This window comes from Candidatus Thiopontia autotrophica (genome assembly GCF_982804495.1).
On record NZ_CEYDPX010000003.1, the window covers coordinates 63341 to 79605 of the forward strand.

A 16265-nucleotide genomic window follows, 5' to 3' on the forward strand; every position below is an offset into this window, starting at 1 on the left:
TAACGACGTATAGAACAAGACAGGGCAATAAAACCAGACAACAAAAGATATAAGGGTTTTTACAACATGAGCACTACCAGCACAAAACAGCACTTTATTATCGGCACCCTCTCCATGGTTGCCATCGGTCTGCTGATCTCCATCTTCTATAGCCCGGTTTGGTGGGTATCACTAAAGGCGCCGCAGTATCCAGAAGCTGCATTCCCTCAGGGGATTCGCATCCACTTCCACGTCAATGGTGTCTTTAATGGTTGCGAGAAAGTCGAGACCGAAGAGAAATTTGAGGAGGAGGCTCTCAACTGCAAACATGAGATGGACGCCATCAACCACTATGTGGGAATGTATCCAATTGCTGCCGGTGCCCCGGTAGAGCGTGCGGTATCTCCATTTGTATTTGTTTTGCTTGGGCTGATGATTATCGCCTTTGCCATACCCAATAATCGACAACGTATCATGCTGATGGGGGCTGGTTCCATTGTAATAGCTGGCTGGGCATACACCACCCTTTACACCGAAGGTGGATTGAATATGCAGTCTTCTCCCTATCGTGACGACTTGATGAGCACCATGCAACTAAATCCTGAAGAGATAGAGAGCTGGAGCGGAACCCAGGCTATCGAGGCGAGTTATGAAGAGGCCCTGGCACGCTACTTCCCAACCATTGGGGTGGATTGTGACAGTTATGCAGAAAAGATGACCTATGTTGACCTATATGCAACTCAGGAGCGTCCTTTTGAAGATCTGAATGATCTCCTGGTCAACGCTGGTGCGACCCCTGCCGTCATGTCCACCTTCCATGAAATGTACAAGATGATTCAGAGTGACTCATCCATGACTACCGAACAGCAACAGAGTGAATTTATGTCTCGTTGCGGGATTATGGCAGACAAGGTAGGAATGACTGATATTGAGCGTACCGAGCTAATTATGACCATTACCAATATTGTCTTTGGCGGACTGCTGGCTGCCATGGCACTGATTATAATTGGCCTCTGGAAGATGGAGAAAATCTTTACCTGGATACTGATTCTTGTTCCCATGGCACTGCCAATATTCTTTATTATGGATTACGCCGGATGGCTCTGGTGGTTTGGTCACAATCTGAGTGAGATGGGTGCATTTACTGTAAAACCATTTATGCCAACCGTATTTGGGGTTGGCAAGGTTGCCCAGTTTGCCACCTACTCATACCCAAATTATGGTTTTGGACTAATCATGCTCAACTCTGTAGTTCTGGCTGCAGTTGCACTGATTCGCCTGAAATCATCGCACAATTAAAACCGATCGATTTAGTCGAAGTCCGTAAACGTGAAACAAGTGATGGTGGAGAGCTGGAACCGACCTCATCTCACTACACGCTGGTTACTGTTAACAGCATTAACTGTAACTCTTTCTGTGATCATGCCTCAGTCTAAGGCTACAGATCTTCCCTCCTTTCAGGATCTTGTAGATGCCACCCCAAAGGGTGGTCTGTTGACACCACCAGCAGGAATATATGCTGGTCCCGTCACCATTGAGACCCCTATCACCATTGATGGAAAGAATGGGGTTACCATTGATGCAGGTGGAAAAGGAAGTGTAATTTACCTGGATACTGATGGAGCAACTCTACAGAATCTCCGCCTAATCAATTCTGGCGGTTCTCATAATGATGTAGATTCCGGGGTTCAGGTTAAGGGAGACTTTAATGTAGTGAAGGACAACTCCATAGAAGAGTGTCTGTTCGGGATCGACCTGAGCCAATCAAAGAACAACATTATTCGTCGCAACAAAATCAGCTCTAAAAGTGATCGGGCTCTTGGTCTTCAGGGGGACTCGGTCCGACTCTGGTATAGCTTTGATAACCAGGTCACCGATAACATTATTACCAACTCTCGAGATATGGTTGTCTGGTACTCGAAAGACAACACCATTGCTCGCAACAGATCATCCGGTGGACGCTATGCTCTCCACTTTATGTACTCACAGGGAAATCTGATTGAGGAGAATGAGTATACAGACAACTCTGTAGGTATATTCCTGATGTACAGTGATAGTGCAGTAATCAAAAACAACTATATAGCCCACTCTCAGGGGACAACAGGGATGGGGATAGGGCTCAAGGAGACCAGTGACGTTAAAATCACCGGCAACAAGATTCTATACTGTGCCACCGGCATCTATAGTGATGTATCCCCATACCAACCAGATACCATCAACCTGATGGAGGACAACCTGATTGCCTTTAATGGCATCGGTATGCTCTTCCATACCCCGTGGTGGGGAAATGTTGCGCGCAATAATAGCTTCAAGGACAACATCACGCAGGTGGCTGTCGATGGAAACGGCGGTGCCACCAAAAATGTGTGGGAAGGAAATCACTGGGATGACTATGAGGGATTTGATCAGAATAGTGACGGCACTGGAGATACGCCCTACGAGCTCTACGCCTATGCTGATCGACTCTGGATGGACCGCCCTGATGCCCGCTTCTTTATGGGAACACCACTTCTTGCATCACTTGATTTTCTTGAGCAGCTTGCCCCATTCTCTGAACCAACACTACTGTTGAGGGATGAAAAACCACTATTGGCATCCCTGGATAGCCGTATACTAAACAGTGAAAATCGTGTTGCCGAGACAACAGCAGAGCTGAACGATTTAATAGAGGAAGCTACAATTGAAGATGAAAAACAGGCCAAAAAGGATTGGTCATCATCACTAAGACTACTTGAGAATAGCCTGCAATGAGCGAATCAGAGAAGAGACCTAAGCGTCTATCAAGAAAAGAGAGGGAGCGTCGAGAGTTCATGAGAACCTCAGCCATGGTTGTTGGGGTTACAGGATTCTCATTACTTACCCTGCTACCCACAGTAAGCAATACTGCCCCTAGATTACGCCCCCCCGGCGCCCTCGATGAGAAGGAGTACCTGGCCTCCTGCATCAAGTGCGGGCAGTGTGTTCAGGTATGTCCGGTAGAGGCCATTGAGTTGGCAGATATTTTTGATGGCCAGGGTCAGGGGGCAGCCTATATTGATGCCCGTGACCAGGCTTGTGACTTCTCCTGTGATGGCTTGCAGTGTGTTCTGGCATGCCCAACCGGTGCACTGACCCATGAGATCAACTACTCCCATGAAACCAGGATGGGGATCGCGCGCCTTGAACTGCCAGATGAATGTCTTGCGATGAAAAAAGAGGGGTTCAGGGGGATTACCCGTGGGCCCGAGTACAACGGCAAGCTTCGCTTTGACGAGATTGACCGCTGGGAGCCACAACAACTTAATGAACAACATTTTGATCTGCCACTCTGTGATCTTTGCGTTCGCCTCTGTCCAATAGAGATACGGGCCAACCAGTGTGATGCAGGTAAACCACCGTCCGGAGACAAGAATCAGTGTCCTCCACACCGGGCAATCATGCTTTCCGTAGAGAAGAAGCCAGATGGTGGCCTGCGTTACCGCCCTACCGTGCTGGAGGGATGTGTAGGATGCGGAGTCTGCGAGATGGTCTGCCCAACTGCTGCTCCATCAATTGTCATAGATGAGAGAAAAGTGTGGGAGGATGTCGCATGAAGATCGGCAAGTATTGCGTCAACATAATGATGGGGAAAAGCCCCGCCAAAACTCCTCCTGAAAAAATTTCTGCCGCGGCGCAAGAGCTCCATGAGCGCAAGAGAAAAAATGGCGATATAGATAAGGTAAAGGCACGTGAAGAGCACCAGATATATCGTGAAACTCACAACAAAAAGTGGCGCAAAAGACGCTGGACCACTCTAATCCTGATTAACCTCCTTTTTGTCGTCTCCTATACGCTGGATATCCAGGTATTGGAGGGCGCACTAACTGCATCCCGTTTTCTTGGATTCCATATGGCTGACCTAAACTCAGCTCTGCAGGTGATGCTCGCCTTCAAGACAGTTGTAATCAACCTGCTTATTGGAACTGTCACTATCCTTATCCTCTGGCTATTATTGGGCGGACGCACCTTCTGCTCCTGGGTCTGCCCATACCATCTGCTCTCGGAATTTGCCGAGATGATCCATATTAAACTGGTTGAAAAGAAGATAATCAAAAACCATCTCTTTAACCGTAAGGCACGCCTCTACCTATATATCATCTTTATTGCCCTGGCACTTGGTACCGGTTACACGATTTTTGAGGCGATCTCCCCCACGGGAATTCTGAGTCGAGCACTGATTTATGGCCCTACAGTTGCGCTGCTCTGGGTACTGTTTCTGCTTACTGTAGAGATCCTCTACTCGCGCAGAGCCTGGTGTCGCTATGCCTGCCCTATCGGCCTTACCTATGGCTTTGTTGGTATCTTCTCCCCATTGAAGATCAACTACAATGTTGACGCCTGCCACCATGAAGGAGACTGCCGCAAGGTCTGTCTGGTTCCACATGTGCTGGAGTGGACAATCAAGGGACGTGCACCAGATGTGAATGTGGGCATAGGTCCCGACTGCACCAGGTGCGGCATGTGTGTAGATGTCTGTCCAACAGACTCTCTAAGCTACCACTTCAAAGGGCTGAGCAAGAAAAAATGATCATCTTGCAGGGGGTATCAAAGAGCTTCAGACGCACCACAGTTCTGCAGGAGCTTGATCTGGAGATCAAGACTGGTGACAGGGTTGCCCTTATCGGCTCCAATGGTGCCGGCAAGACAACTCTGATCCGCTGTCTGCTCGGTGAATACAGCTGCGATGGAGAGATCACCCTTGATGGCAAGAGCCCTCGCAAGGAGAGAAAAGAGGTTCTCTCACGGATAGGATTTGTACCCCAACTCCCTCCACCACTAAAGATGCCGGTTCAACAACTTCTCGATTTCTCTGCCAGTGTCTGTGGGTGCTCCACAGAAGAGATGGCATCAGTAGCTGAACAGTTGGGGCTCGGACTGGATACCATCAAAAAAAGGCCATTTGTAAAACTCTCTGGCGGGCAGAAACAGAAACTGCTGATTGCCATAGCGCTTGGGCGCCCTACCAATCTACTCATAATGGATGAGCCGGCTGCCAACCTTGATCCTGAGGCCAGACATATCCTCTTCTCCATGCTTGAGAAGAAGAGAAAAGAGACCGCAATGCTGATCTCCAGCCATCGACTTGATGAGGTTGCATCACTGGTAAACCGGGTGATTGAGCTGGATCGAGGCAAGGTAATTCTGGATGATCGAGTTGATGATAGTGTTGAGCTATCCAGCCTGCTCAACTGCACCATCAAGACCACTCGTATCGAACCAGCATTTTCTGCCGCCATCAGCTCATGGGGATTCAGCAACCAGGACTCTGAAACAGAGTGGACTGGAACTATTCCAGGACCAGATCGCCTCCGTTTTCTGGGAGTACTTTCACGCTATGCCGCCTTGCTGGCAACAGTCAATATCGAGGAGAGCAGACAGTGAGATGGGCAACCATAAACTCACTGAAGATGGCATCTCTGGCCCTATTGCTCTCTCTTGCTGGTTGTAGCGGTGATCCCGCAACAGGCCCGGTTGATGTCACCTGGGATCGCGACAATTGTGATCGTTGCATGATGGCACTTAGTGATCGCAACCACTCTGCCCAGATTCGTGGTGGCAAACACCATAAGCCATATACTTTTGATGATATAGGCTGTGCTCTACTCTGGCTCGAAGAGCAGCCATGGAGAGATGACCCAAAAACCGAGATATGGGTAAACAACTATCAAGATGGAGGGTGGCTAAACGCCAGAGAGGCACAATATGTAAAAGTTACCCATACCCCGATGAATTATGGCTTTAGTGCGCAACCCAAAGCCACTCAGGATTCAGTCGGCTTCCTGGAGATGAGAAGTTCTGTCTTCAGTCAGGAGGAGAGCTACTATGCCTCACTAAAGGCTCGTCTTGCCCACCGTGCCGAAGAGGCCAATCGCCCCAAACAGCCACAGGATGGTAGCAAACCATGAAGCACACCTTGATGACAGCAAAGGCAGATATCTCCGAGTCACTGCGTAGCAAGTGGTTCCTTATATATTCAATTGTCTTTGGGGGAATTATTGCCCTGCTATTTGCCTTTGGATTGACTGAATCCAGAATAATGGGGTTTGTCGGACTCTCCCGCCTCCTGATTACATACATTCAGCTATCAATGGCTATTCTCCCGATATTTATTCTGATAACCACAGTACGCTCTGTCGCCGGTGATCGTGATGCAGGAATCTTTGAGTACCTGCTCTCACTACCCATATCTCTCTCCTCATGGTTCTGGGGAAAGATGTTTGGTCGCTTTACCGTAGTCTTCCTTCCTGTTTTCCTTGCCATGGCAGGGGCAATTGCATGGGGAGTTATTCAGGATATGGAGATTCCATGGTCCATCTTCCTCTTCTACACAGCCATGCTCTTCTCTCTATCGTGGTGCTTCCTTGGTATTGGGATGCTAATCTCCACCATTGCCAGGTCACCAGATGTGGCTCAGGGTAGCGCCTTCATGATCTGGCTCTTCCTGCTACTGTTTCTGGATCTTATTCTGCTTGGCATAATGATTCAGCAACAGATCCCCTCGGATACTATTGTTGCCATCGCACTGAGCAACCCACTACAGGTTTTTCGTACCGCATCGATGCTGCTGTTTGATCCTCAGCTTGTTCTGCTCGGCCCCTCAGCCTATCTCATTCTCGACCATTTTGGCGAGTTCTGGTATCTGGTATGGGCTATGGCATACCCTCTTGTACTAGGTACAGTCGCTGCCTCTGTCGGATATATGCTGTTCCGCCGTGGTGATCAACTTTAGCAACTCTACCATCCTGAATACCTGCCATGGAAGGAATCAAACAGACATTCAGAGCAATGGCCATTGTGGTTGTATCAGGTATCTCATCTGCTGCAAATCTTGAGATTGGTGAGGAGATCAACGAGGTATGTGCAGGCTGTCATGGTGAATATGCCGAAGGGGGCAAGGAGGGAGAGTATCCCCGTCTAGCAGGACTGCCGGAAAAATACATTGCAGAGGAGCTACGTCGTTTCAAAAGTCGTGAACGTCTCAACCACCCCATGATTCCATACACCAAGGAGCGAGAGCTGCCGGAGGAGGATCTGCTGGATGTATCTGCATACCTCCCGACCATACAACTCTATTCAAAACTTCCGCCAATAGATGAAGAGAACTTTGATGCCTATGAACGTCTGCTACTAAGTAAGAAGCTACTCACCATACCCAGGCTCGAAGGTGATGTGAATGCAGGAGAAAAGCTCTACAACCAAGAGTGTGCAAGCTGTCATGGCCGTCATGGGGAGGGGAAACCTAAAAAGAGTATTCCTCTACTAACTGGACAATATAGTGCATATCTATTGAAACAGATCTTCGCCTACAGGGATGGCAACAGGGTTCATGACAATGAGGAGACAAATGAATCCCTCTTCAACGAGTATAGCGAGGAAGATATTCACAACCTGCTGGCCTATCTATCCATCCTGGATGATGATTAATTCACTCTTCATCCTCCCCTATCACTTGCCACTCAGGCATCCATGGGTAACTAGCCATGGAACCATCAACAATCGTGCAGGTTTTCTTGTAGAGATAAGTGAGCAGGATAGCGTAGCAGGGCTGGGAGATGCGGCACCTCTACCAGAGATGGGTAGCGAATCACTGGAACAGTGCCGCAAAACTCTGGAGCTATTAAAGGAAGAGGCAGACAACATCTCTGTCGATGACCTGCTGGCCAGACTTCCAGATCTACGCAACACCTCTCCTGCAGCCTGTTGTGGGGTAGAGTCTGCCCTGATTACAATACTGGCGAAAAGATGCGGCCTGACCCCAGGCAGCTGGATATCCCCCAATGCCACCAATAAAATCAGGGTCAACCACCCTGCCGGTACTCTTGCCAAAGCAACAGAACCAGTTGATGGTGAATCAGTTATAAAGGTAAAGGTTGGCCTGTCATCTATTGATGAAGAGGTTGCACAACTGTACAGCTTAGCTGCAACACTGCCACAGCACACTGAAATAAGGCTTGATGCAAACCAGGCATGGAGCATAACGGAAGCATCTCAATTTATCTCTGCCATTCAAGCGCTACCCATGCCCATAAATATAGAGTCTCTGGAAGAGCCACTTAAAAACCCCACCCTTGAGACTATTAATAAACTACAGAGAGAGACACCCTTCCCGCTGGCACTGGATGAATCAGTGTCTGACTTTGGGGTTGAGACATTACTAAAAAATGAACAGCTCCAGCGTGTTGTCCTTAAGCCTGCTCTGATGGGAGGACCATATACAACTTTCAAGATTGCCACTCAGTTTAAAGAGAGAGGGGTTGATGTCATCATCACCTCAGCACTGGAGAGTAGCGTGGGCATAATCTCGGCAGCATACTGTGCTGGAGCTGTTGACCCGGAACAGAGACATGCTCACGGGCTTGCAACCTCATCACTGCTAGCAGAAGATCTTATGTTGGCTCTACCGATAAAAAACGGGATACTGACCCTGCCATGAATAATTTTTTCTCCTACCCCCATAGAGTTCAACTTCACGAGATTGATGGCGCCGGCCTGCTCTTCTATGGAGAGCTCTTCAGGCTGACCCACAATGCCTATGAGGAGATGCTATTCAGCAACAACCTGCCTCTTCACAACATTATTCAACAGAGAGGAGAGGCCATCCCTCTGGTCCATGCCGATGCGGATTATCACCAACCGATAAAACTTGGTGAAACCCTTACCCTTACTATTCAGGTGACAGCCATTGGCAACCACTCATTTACCCTGAAAACCCTGACGCATGGTTTTGATGATGGCGGCAAGCCACAACTCAAGGCCACAGTTACAACTACCCATGTAACCACCTCTATTGATAGTGGAGAGAAGATACCCCTCCCTGATGCTCTCAGAGATATTTTGCAGAGATATGAGTGATATAGGTGCTATAAACCTGCAGTGGTCTGCCACCCTGATACAGGCTCTGGTGGATGGCGGCATAACCCACTTTGTTATCTCACCCGGTTCCAGATCAACTCCTCTGGCTCTTGCTGTAGCTCGTCACCCCGATACAAAATATTGGGTCATCGTAGATGAACGTGATGCAGCCTTCATGGCACTTGGACAGAGCAAAAAGAGAGAAGTCCCAACAGCTCTGATCTGCACCTCTGGAACTGCGGTTGCAAACTGGCTCCCTGCCGTTATTGAGGCATACCACTCATCCACCCCTCTTCTGCTACTCTCTGCAGATCGCCCACCAGAACTTCACAACTGTGGGGCCAACCAGACCATTGCCCAGAACAATATCTTTGGGGAACAGGTTAGTGCCAGATACACCACCCCTCCCCCGGATGAGATAGATGATCCAGTTACTCAGCTGACAGAGCTGGTTCCACAGATGATTGAGTCAATGGAGAATCCGGCACCGGGGCCCGTCCACCTGAATATCCCGTTTAGAGAACCACTTCTTGCCCGCAACAGCAAGCAGATCAAGTGGCACAATAGTGGCCTGCAATATGCCGCCAGGGACCATGCTGATAACACCATCCCTGTTATTGACTACCAGGAGATATGCCAGGAGGTCAGTGGCAAACCAGGGGTTATCTTGTGTGGAGAGTCACATTATCCCAAGGGCTTCAATACAGTACTGAACCAGCTTGCCGAGAGTCTTGGGGCTCCAGTTTTTGCAGACCCACTCTCCAACCTGCGCTGGGGAGATGACGACAATCAACTGTTCTTTACCCACTACGACGGAATCCTCCGTAATGAGAAGAACCGCAGGTTATGTCGTCCAGAGTGGGTTATCCAGTTTGGTCGTTTTCCGCTATCGAAAGCGGTAGCTACTCTGCTACAAGAGAGCCTGCCAAAACGCTACATCACCGTGCACCACAAAACTGTCTGGAGCGATCCACTATCACTATCCAATACAAAAATCTCTACCTCCCCTGCAACCTTCTGCCAACAGTTACTACAGTATGCAGACCCCAACCCTACAGACAATCTCCCCGCTTCGCCTTGCGGGTGTCCCTCTGGACGCCCACAGCCACAGGCTGGTAATAGCCATCTTCATACACTAAAAGAGAAGGAGCGGTTAGCGGCAGAATGGAGAAGCAACCCTGACGACCTGAGTGAAGATCAGGTAATCAGGACGCTAAACCGACAACTGCCTGGCGGCACCATTCTGTTTAGTGGAAACTCCATGGTGATCAGAGATATCGATGGTTGGATGACTCAAAGAGAGGAGCCTCTAAAACTGTTTGCAAATCGCGGGGCCAGCGGGATTGATGGCAACCTTGCCACCGTCTGTGGCATTCGTGCAGTTACAGACCCCGACACCCCTGTTGTTGCACTACTAGGTGACCTTACCCTCTTTCACAATCTGAACGCCCTCTATCTGGCAAAAGAGCTGGAGATGGATCTGACAATTATTGTGATCAATAATGGTGGCGGCAACATCTTCAGCCATCTTCCCCCAGCCCAGCTACCTGAATTTGAGTCACTTTGGCTAACCCCAACTACGGTAGAGTTCAAGAGAGTTGCCGCCCTCTATGATATCCCCTACAGAGAGGTAACAGATAGAGATGGCCTGGCACTATACCTGGATGAGGTGCTCCAACAGCCCCATCCCAAACTGATAGAATTGACCATTGATCGCAATATCAGCAACCGTAACCATCACCAATACTGGGAGTCACTACATTGATTGAGTGGATAAGAGATATCGATTCCAACTACCGGGATATCCTCTACGATAGTGCAGAGGGGATTGCCAAAATCACCATCAACCGTCCCCAGGTACATAACGCCTTCCGCCCGGAGACTGTAGAGGAGATGATAGATGCATTTCACCGCGCACATATGGACAGTGAGATAGGAGCCATTATCCTGACCGGTGCAGGAGAGAAGGCATTCTGCTCAGGTGGTGACCAGAAGATTCGTGGCGCTAGCGGCTACAAGGATGAGAGTGGTGGAGAGCATCTCAATGTACTCGACCTGCAGCGTCAGATACGTACCTTGCCAAAGCCGGTAGTGGCGATGGTAAATGGATACGCCATAGGTGGTGGCCATGTCCTCCATCTGATCTGTGATCTCTCCATCGCATCCGACAGTGCCATCTTTGGACAGACCGGCCCCAAGGTCGGAAGTTTTGATGCAGGTCTTGGAGCGGGTCTGTTGGCACGCACCGTAGGGATGAAAAAGGCAAAAGAGATCTGGTTTCTCTGTCGTCAATACAGTGCCGGGGAGGCACTGGATATGGGGCTAGTCAACCGTGTTGTCCCCGCTGACAAGCTGGAGGAGGAGAGCATCCGTTGGTGCCAGGAGATGTTGCAGCACAGTCCAACAGCACTACGTCTTCTCAAGGCTGGATTTAATGCAGATACCGATGGGCTTGCCGGAATTCAGGAGCTGGCAGGTAACGCCACTGCCCTCTTTTACATGTCAGACGAAGGACAGGAAGGCCGTAATGCCTTTAATGAAAAACGTCCGCCAGACTTCACAAAGCACAAGCGAAGAACCTAGTCCAGGTTTTTACTTAGACAACACCCAATGATCAATAAGTTAAAACATGAACTTAATCTAGTTTATAATAACAGTGACAGCCAAATTGATCAGGTTATCAGCATCATTCTGCCATTCAATGAGCGCCCATTCACTGCCCCACCACCCCTAAAAAATGGTATCTACTGGAGGAGCCCACGTGAAGGGGTAAGGCTGCTCGCACTGCAGAGCGGATGGCAGAGAGAGCTGAGAGGGAGAGAACGCTTTACCGAGGCCAGGGAACAGTTTCTGCAACTCACAAACTCATGGGCTGTTTTTGACCCGGAAGAGACCGGAGCCTCACCAAGAACTCTGTTTCATTACGCATTCCATGAGGATGATCCAATGCAGAATGAGTGGCACGGGTTCCCCAACACCCTACTTATGCTGCCACGCGTTCAGCTCATCAACCAGAGCGGGAGACAGAGTGTCATTTTTTCACACCAGAGAGAGGGGATAGCAGAGGAAGAGATCCTGGAAAACTGGCAGGAGGATATCAACCAGCTGAGAGAAATTCTAGATAACCACCCTCCTCCAGGCGCCCCATCAACCATTACTCCGGACAACAGCCTTGATTCGGCAGATCAGATTTTCAGGGATGCTATTGAGACCATTTACTCCAACACAATCGAGAAGCTGGTAATAGGAGAGCAGCAACGGTTTCACTTCTCCAATCCGATAGGCACAGAGCGAACCCTGAAAAAACTGGAACGGAGCAGCCCATCAACCGCGCAGTTCTCGTTCTCCATAGAAGGGAGACATTTTATTGCCGCACCTCCTGAACGCCTCTTCTCCAAGCGAGGAGCCGACGTGGAGTCTGACGCCCTGGCAGGCACCCTTCCCCGGGGCAGCAGTGAAGAAGAGGAGAGTATGCAGGAACAGCTCCTGCTCAAGAATCCCAAGCTACGTCATGAACACCAGCTGGTGGTTGATGCTGTCGGCAGTGCACTGCTACCACTCTGTGAGACCGTAGATATACCAGCCACGCCAACCATTCACAAGCTTGAGAATATTCAACATCTACTGACCGCGATCAAGGGGAGGCTGAAAACAGAAGACGGAAGAGACAGTACCTCCATATTTGAGCTGATTGAGGCCCTTCACCAGAGCCCTGCAATCTGTGGAACCCCAAGAACAGCGGCTCTCCAGTGGCTAACTGAACACAACAACAGCTACCGTGGCGGGTATTGTGGTGGTGCCGGCTGGATTGATCCTGATGGAGATGGAGAGATCCATGTGCTACTACGCTGCGCAATGGTTGAAGATGAAAAAGCTATTCTCTACGCCGGTGCCGGCATTGTTAAGGGGTCAGTTGCTGAAGACGAGATAGCAGAGATCGGACTAAAGATTCAGGGTATGCTAAACGCACTCTCTGCCTGATTTTTTAACCACTCTCGATCCAGCTTGCCCAGACGATTGCGTCTTAACTCGGAGACCAACAGCAGTTCTCGTGGGCGCAGACCAGATGGAATATTCTCTCTCATCCAGCCAGCCACAATGTCCTGATTCATATCACCAGCTATAACTGCAACAATACGCTCACCCCACTCCTTGTCAGGAACAGAGCCTACACCCACATCTTTTACCCCTGGTGCAGAGATCATCAGCTGCTCTATGGTTACAGGATCAATAGTCACGCCTCCCGAGATAATCCGACAGTCCAGCCTTCCATAAACATGAAGGTGACCGCTGTCATCAACTGCCCCATGGTCAGCGGTTACAACCTCATGATCACCCAGCAGCTGATCACTCCTTATCCTGATCTCACCCTGCCCCCCTATGGTTACAGAGACTCCAGGCAGAGGAGGACCTACATCACTATCATCCCATGCCGCAATATTTTCACCAGAGAGTCGCAACATGGTGATCCTTGATGCAGTCTCTGTCAGCCCATAGGAGACCACAATGGGCCACCCCCTCTCTACAGCACGCTGGGCCAGTGACTTTGGCAGATGGTCTCCACCGATCAGTACCGTCTTTAGATATGTAGGGGCGGGCTTATCTCCAAAATAGTCCAGCAATTTCGAGAGCATTACCGGAACCAGTGAAATATGAGTAACAAAGTGCCGCTTTAGATCACCATAAATTTTTTCCGGGTCAAAGCCCTCATGAAGCAGCATGGCGGCTCCTGCCTCTTCACAGCGATACTTGATAGAGAGACCACCAACATGGTTCAGTGGCAGACAGTTAAGCCAGCAGTCACCAGACTGAAGATCCTCCAACGCTCGCCCCATGCGGGCACTGGCTCGCAATCTCTCTACAGAGAAGCTGACTTGTTTTGCAACACCCTCGGTGCCACTGGTCTCCAGGGTGATATCTACTTCATCAACACTCATTTCTCACCAGTATGAATGGCGGCAATTCCAAAGGTGAGGTTTCTGTAACTGACATTGGTGAATCCTGCCTGCTCCATCATCCTCTTCATCTCCTCCTGATCGGGGAAGCGGCGAATTGACTCCACCAGATAATTGTAGGCGATTGGCGCCTTGGCCACCCATGCTCCCAGACGTGGGATCAGATAAAAGGAGTGGAGATCATAAAAAGGCTTGATCAACCAGTGGGGTCTGGAGAACTCAAGGCAGTACATTTTTCCACCAGGCTTTAACACACGATTGATCTCACTCAGAGCTTGCCCCATATTTGTCATATTGCGGATACCAAAGGAGATGGTAAGACGATCAACCGAGCTGTCAGGCAGGGGTATGGACTCCCCTGTTCCCACCCGGAACTCGACTCCCCTGATACCTCGCCTCTTCCCCTCTGCCATCATCGCCTCACTGGGGTCTATTACAACAACCGTACGCCCCTCTGCCGCCATCTTCTCGGCAATGTCGCCGGTACCACCAGCCAGATCGACTATCAGCTCAGCGCTCTGTGGGTTGACCATCTTTACCAAACGACGCTTCCAGAGGCGGTGGATACCAAAGCTCATCATATCGTTCATCAGATCATAACGGGGGGCGACCGCCTGAAAAACGGCACGTATCTTCTTTTCACGCTCCTGCTCATCAACCCTGGAGTAACCGAAGGTCTGCGAAAGCTGCTCTCCCTTGTCACTCATGGCTCAACCACTCTTCTCAGATCTGCGAGGGTACGATGAACACCGTGACAGCGAGCACAGACAGCAACCCCCACCTCACCCAGTTTTCTCCCAACCCCTTCGGGATTTTCGGCCAGCAGAACCGATAGCTCCTCCAGCAGGAACTCTGTCTCCTCACCAAGAATGCGTTCACGAGGTTGTTCATCACGGTGGCATCCGCTACAGCTCTCACCCAGATCAATTACCCTGATTGAGAACATCTCAAGATACTCCGTTGCAGCAGTTTTGCGACCATCCTCAACCGCTATCTTGAAACGGTTCATGGAAGTTGTAAGGTTATTCATTGTCTCTTTATAAGATAGATCCTCCATGGTCTCACTATCCTCAACCATCACCTTCTCAAAATCCGGGGTTCTGTATAGTGCCGCAGTAACTGCACGATAGTCATCATGGCATGAGCTACAGGTCATCCCCACCTTTCTGAGTGCCCCACCCATAGCCTCCCAATCTCTATCTCTGATCACCTGCTCAAGTCGATTAATCCACCCTGGCTCAATCTCGTCACCCCACTCTGGAACCATCTCGGTGATACTTCTGTAGTCCTTGATAAATTGTGAGCCCCACTTGTCCAGCAGCTTCTCATCCTGCAGAGCCGTATACTCCTGGATTGCCAGCATAGCGCGGCGTAGACGGAACATGGTATGAAGCCATACCTGTCGCTTGTTTTGTGGCTTGTACCACTGGGCAATGGATGTTGGGGGGAGCAGAACTGATGCCTCATGCTCCTGACTGTGGGTGTCGGCAAGAGAGAGGGGTGAGAGTAAAAGAGCGGCTACAATGGCTATATTTTTTATTTTCATAGGTAAAGTCCAAACATCATCAATATCCCGAACAGAAGCTGCAGCTGAGCCGTCTGCGCCAACAGCTGGTTTAACCCTCGACCGTGAGGGAGAAGATATATCTTTCTCCCCAGATAGAGTGAAACCGGCAGTGCCGGCATCATAACCCAGATCAGTAGCGGCTTCTGAAGTTGTTCAGAGAGCACCAGCAACACCAGAAATGGGGTCAATAAAAGCGTGAGATAGAGAACCCTGGTGAGCGCTGCTCCAAGAGTGACTGCCAGGGTATTCTTCCCCACCGCACGGTCAGTATCAATATCCCGATAGTTATTTACAACCAGAACTGCCGCCGCCAACAACCCTATGACGGACCCAACCAACAGTGCTGTAGAGCTCCACTGCAGAGTGATGAGATAGGTAGTACCCATAACTGCAACAACCCCAAAGAAGAGAAAGACAAACAGCTCCCCCATAAATGTGTAGGCAATGGGAAGTCTGCCTCCGGTATAGGCGATCCCTGCGGCAATTGATGACAACCCGATAAAGATGATTGGCAACCCACCAACCACAACCAGGGCCACACCTATTACAAAAGCACCAAAAAAAGAGAGAATCGCAGCCTTTCGAACACTGCCCGCACTCAACACCCCTGCCGCTACCATCCGCTTTGGACCCAGACGGTCTGGCCCATCTGCCCCACGCTCTGCATCCCCAACATCATTGTATAGATTTGTTCCAATCTGGATAAGAAGAGCAGCCAGAAGGACAAGGGAGAGTAGTAGCGGTTTAAATAGAGCGCTCTCTGTATGGGCTACCACAGCCCCCAGAAGAACGGGAATTACCGCCATTGAGAGGGTTTTGGGGCGTACAGCCTGTAGCCATGGGGAGCTCATGAATATCTACTTTTGATCTTGATCAACACGATATCAGTCTCG

General features: G+C 49.8%; 17 protein-coding genes. 13 read left to right on the forward strand and 4 right to left on the reverse strand.

From position 1 onward, the window contains the following. Positions 1-66: 66 nt before the first annotated feature. From AC3ZFK_RS02240 to AC3ZFK_RS02300, 13 genes are all read left to right on the forward strand, one after another. A complete protein-coding gene (locus tag AC3ZFK_RS02240) occupies positions 67-1278 on the forward strand; it encodes a hypothetical protein (RefSeq protein ID WP_487506119.1) in 1212 nt (403 codons plus the stop codon). A 123-nt stretch (positions 1279-1401) separates the two neighbouring features. After that, positions 1402-2730: a nitrous oxide reductase family maturation protein NosD gene (gene nosD, locus AC3ZFK_RS02245; protein WP_487506118.1), complete on the forward strand. Its 1329-nt coding sequence runs from the start codon at positions 1402-1404 to the stop codon at positions 2728-2730. Continuing rightward, the gene (locus tag AC3ZFK_RS02250) at positions 2727-3551 is read left to right on the forward strand and encodes a 4Fe-4S binding protein (RefSeq protein ID WP_487506117.1); all 825 of its coding nucleotides are present in this window, start codon (positions 2727-2729) and stop codon (positions 3549-3551) included. The genes nosD and AC3ZFK_RS02250 overlap by 4 nt, the downstream gene beginning before the upstream one ends. Then, on the forward strand, positions 3548-4525 hold the full coding sequence (locus AC3ZFK_RS02255; protein ID WP_487506183.1) for a NapH/MauN family ferredoxin-type protein: 978 nt from the start codon (positions 3548-3550) through the stop codon (positions 4523-4525). The genes AC3ZFK_RS02250 and AC3ZFK_RS02255 overlap by 4 nt, the downstream gene beginning before the upstream one ends. Then, complete coding sequence (locus AC3ZFK_RS02260) at positions 4522-5379, forward strand: ABC transporter ATP-binding protein (RefSeq protein WP_487506116.1); 858 nt, start codon at positions 4522-4524, stop codon at positions 5377-5379. Before AC3ZFK_RS02255 ends, AC3ZFK_RS02260 begins: the two co-directional genes overlap by 4 nt. Then, entirely contained in the window at positions 5376-5903 is a 528-nt protein-coding gene (locus AC3ZFK_RS02265) for a protein NosL (protein ID WP_487506115.1), read from the forward strand. The genes AC3ZFK_RS02260 and AC3ZFK_RS02265 overlap by 4 nt, the downstream gene beginning before the upstream one ends. Beyond that, positions 5900-6727, forward strand: a complete 828-nt coding sequence (locus AC3ZFK_RS02270; protein ID WP_487506114.1) for an ABC transporter permease — start codon at positions 5900-5902, stop codon at positions 6725-6727. Before AC3ZFK_RS02265 ends, AC3ZFK_RS02270 begins: the two co-directional genes overlap by 4 nt. A gap of 26 nt (positions 6728-6753) precedes the next feature. Next, positions 6754-7422 (forward strand): c-type cytochrome, encoded by a 669-nt coding sequence (locus tag AC3ZFK_RS02275; RefSeq protein ID WP_487506113.1) that lies wholly within the window; start codon positions 6754-6756, stop codon positions 7420-7422. Next, positions 7412-8431 (forward strand): o-succinylbenzoate synthase, encoded by a 1020-nt coding sequence (gene menC / locus AC3ZFK_RS02280; protein WP_487506112.1) that lies wholly within the window; start codon positions 7412-7414, stop codon positions 8429-8431. Before AC3ZFK_RS02275 ends, menC begins: the two co-directional genes overlap by 11 nt. Further along, positions 8428-8850 carry an acyl-CoA thioesterase gene (locus AC3ZFK_RS02285; RefSeq protein WP_487506111.1) on the forward strand — a complete coding sequence of 141 codons (423 nt, stop codon included), beginning with the start codon at positions 8428-8430 and terminating at the stop codon, positions 8848-8850. The genes menC and AC3ZFK_RS02285 overlap by 4 nt, the downstream gene beginning before the upstream one ends. Then, positions 8843-10615 carry a 2-succinyl-5-enolpyruvyl-6-hydroxy-3-cyclohexene-1-carboxylic-acid synthase gene (menD, locus tag AC3ZFK_RS02290; RefSeq protein WP_487506110.1) on the forward strand — a complete coding sequence of 591 codons (1773 nt, stop codon included), beginning with the start codon at positions 8843-8845 and terminating at the stop codon, positions 10613-10615. Before AC3ZFK_RS02285 ends, menD begins: the two co-directional genes overlap by 8 nt. Then, positions 10612-11433, forward strand: a complete 822-nt coding sequence (gene menB, locus AC3ZFK_RS02295) for a 1,4-dihydroxy-2-naphthoyl-CoA synthase (protein ID WP_487506109.1) — start codon at positions 10612-10614, stop codon at positions 11431-11433. The genes menD and menB overlap by 4 nt, the downstream gene beginning before the upstream one ends. 27 nt (positions 11434-11460) lie before the next feature. Continuing rightward, positions 11461-12831, forward strand: coding sequence for an isochorismate synthase (locus tag AC3ZFK_RS02300; RefSeq protein WP_487506108.1), 1371 nt, complete (start codon positions 11461-11463; stop codon positions 12829-12831). On the opposite strand, the gene AC3ZFK_RS02305 is transcribed toward AC3ZFK_RS02300, so the two are convergent. From AC3ZFK_RS02305 to AC3ZFK_RS02320, 4 genes are read right to left on the reverse strand one after another with little or no spacing between them, the layout of a single operon-like run. Beyond that, positions 12801-13787: an AMP-binding protein gene (locus AC3ZFK_RS02305; protein ID WP_487506107.1), complete on the reverse strand. Its 987-nt coding sequence runs from the start codon at positions 13785-13787 to the stop codon at positions 12801-12803. The two genes, AC3ZFK_RS02300 and AC3ZFK_RS02305, sit on opposite strands and share 31 nt — an antisense overlap. Beyond that, positions 13784-14512 (reverse strand): bifunctional demethylmenaquinone methyltransferase/2-methoxy-6-polyprenyl-1,4-benzoquinol methylase UbiE, encoded by a 729-nt coding sequence (ubiE, locus tag AC3ZFK_RS02310; protein WP_487506106.1) that lies wholly within the window; start codon positions 14510-14512, stop codon positions 13784-13786. Before ubiE ends, AC3ZFK_RS02305 begins: the two co-directional genes overlap by 4 nt. Continuing rightward, complete coding sequence (locus AC3ZFK_RS02315; RefSeq protein ID WP_487506105.1) at positions 14509-15351, reverse strand: hypothetical protein; 843 nt, start codon at positions 15349-15351, stop codon at positions 14509-14511. The genes ubiE and AC3ZFK_RS02315 overlap by 4 nt, the downstream gene beginning before the upstream one ends. Further along, positions 15348-16223: a 1,4-dihydroxy-2-naphthoate polyprenyltransferase gene (locus tag AC3ZFK_RS02320; RefSeq protein ID WP_487506104.1), complete on the reverse strand. Its 876-nt coding sequence runs from the start codon at positions 16221-16223 to the stop codon at positions 15348-15350. The genes AC3ZFK_RS02315 and AC3ZFK_RS02320 overlap by 4 nt, the downstream gene beginning before the upstream one ends. Positions 16224-16265: the final 42 nt, after the last annotated feature.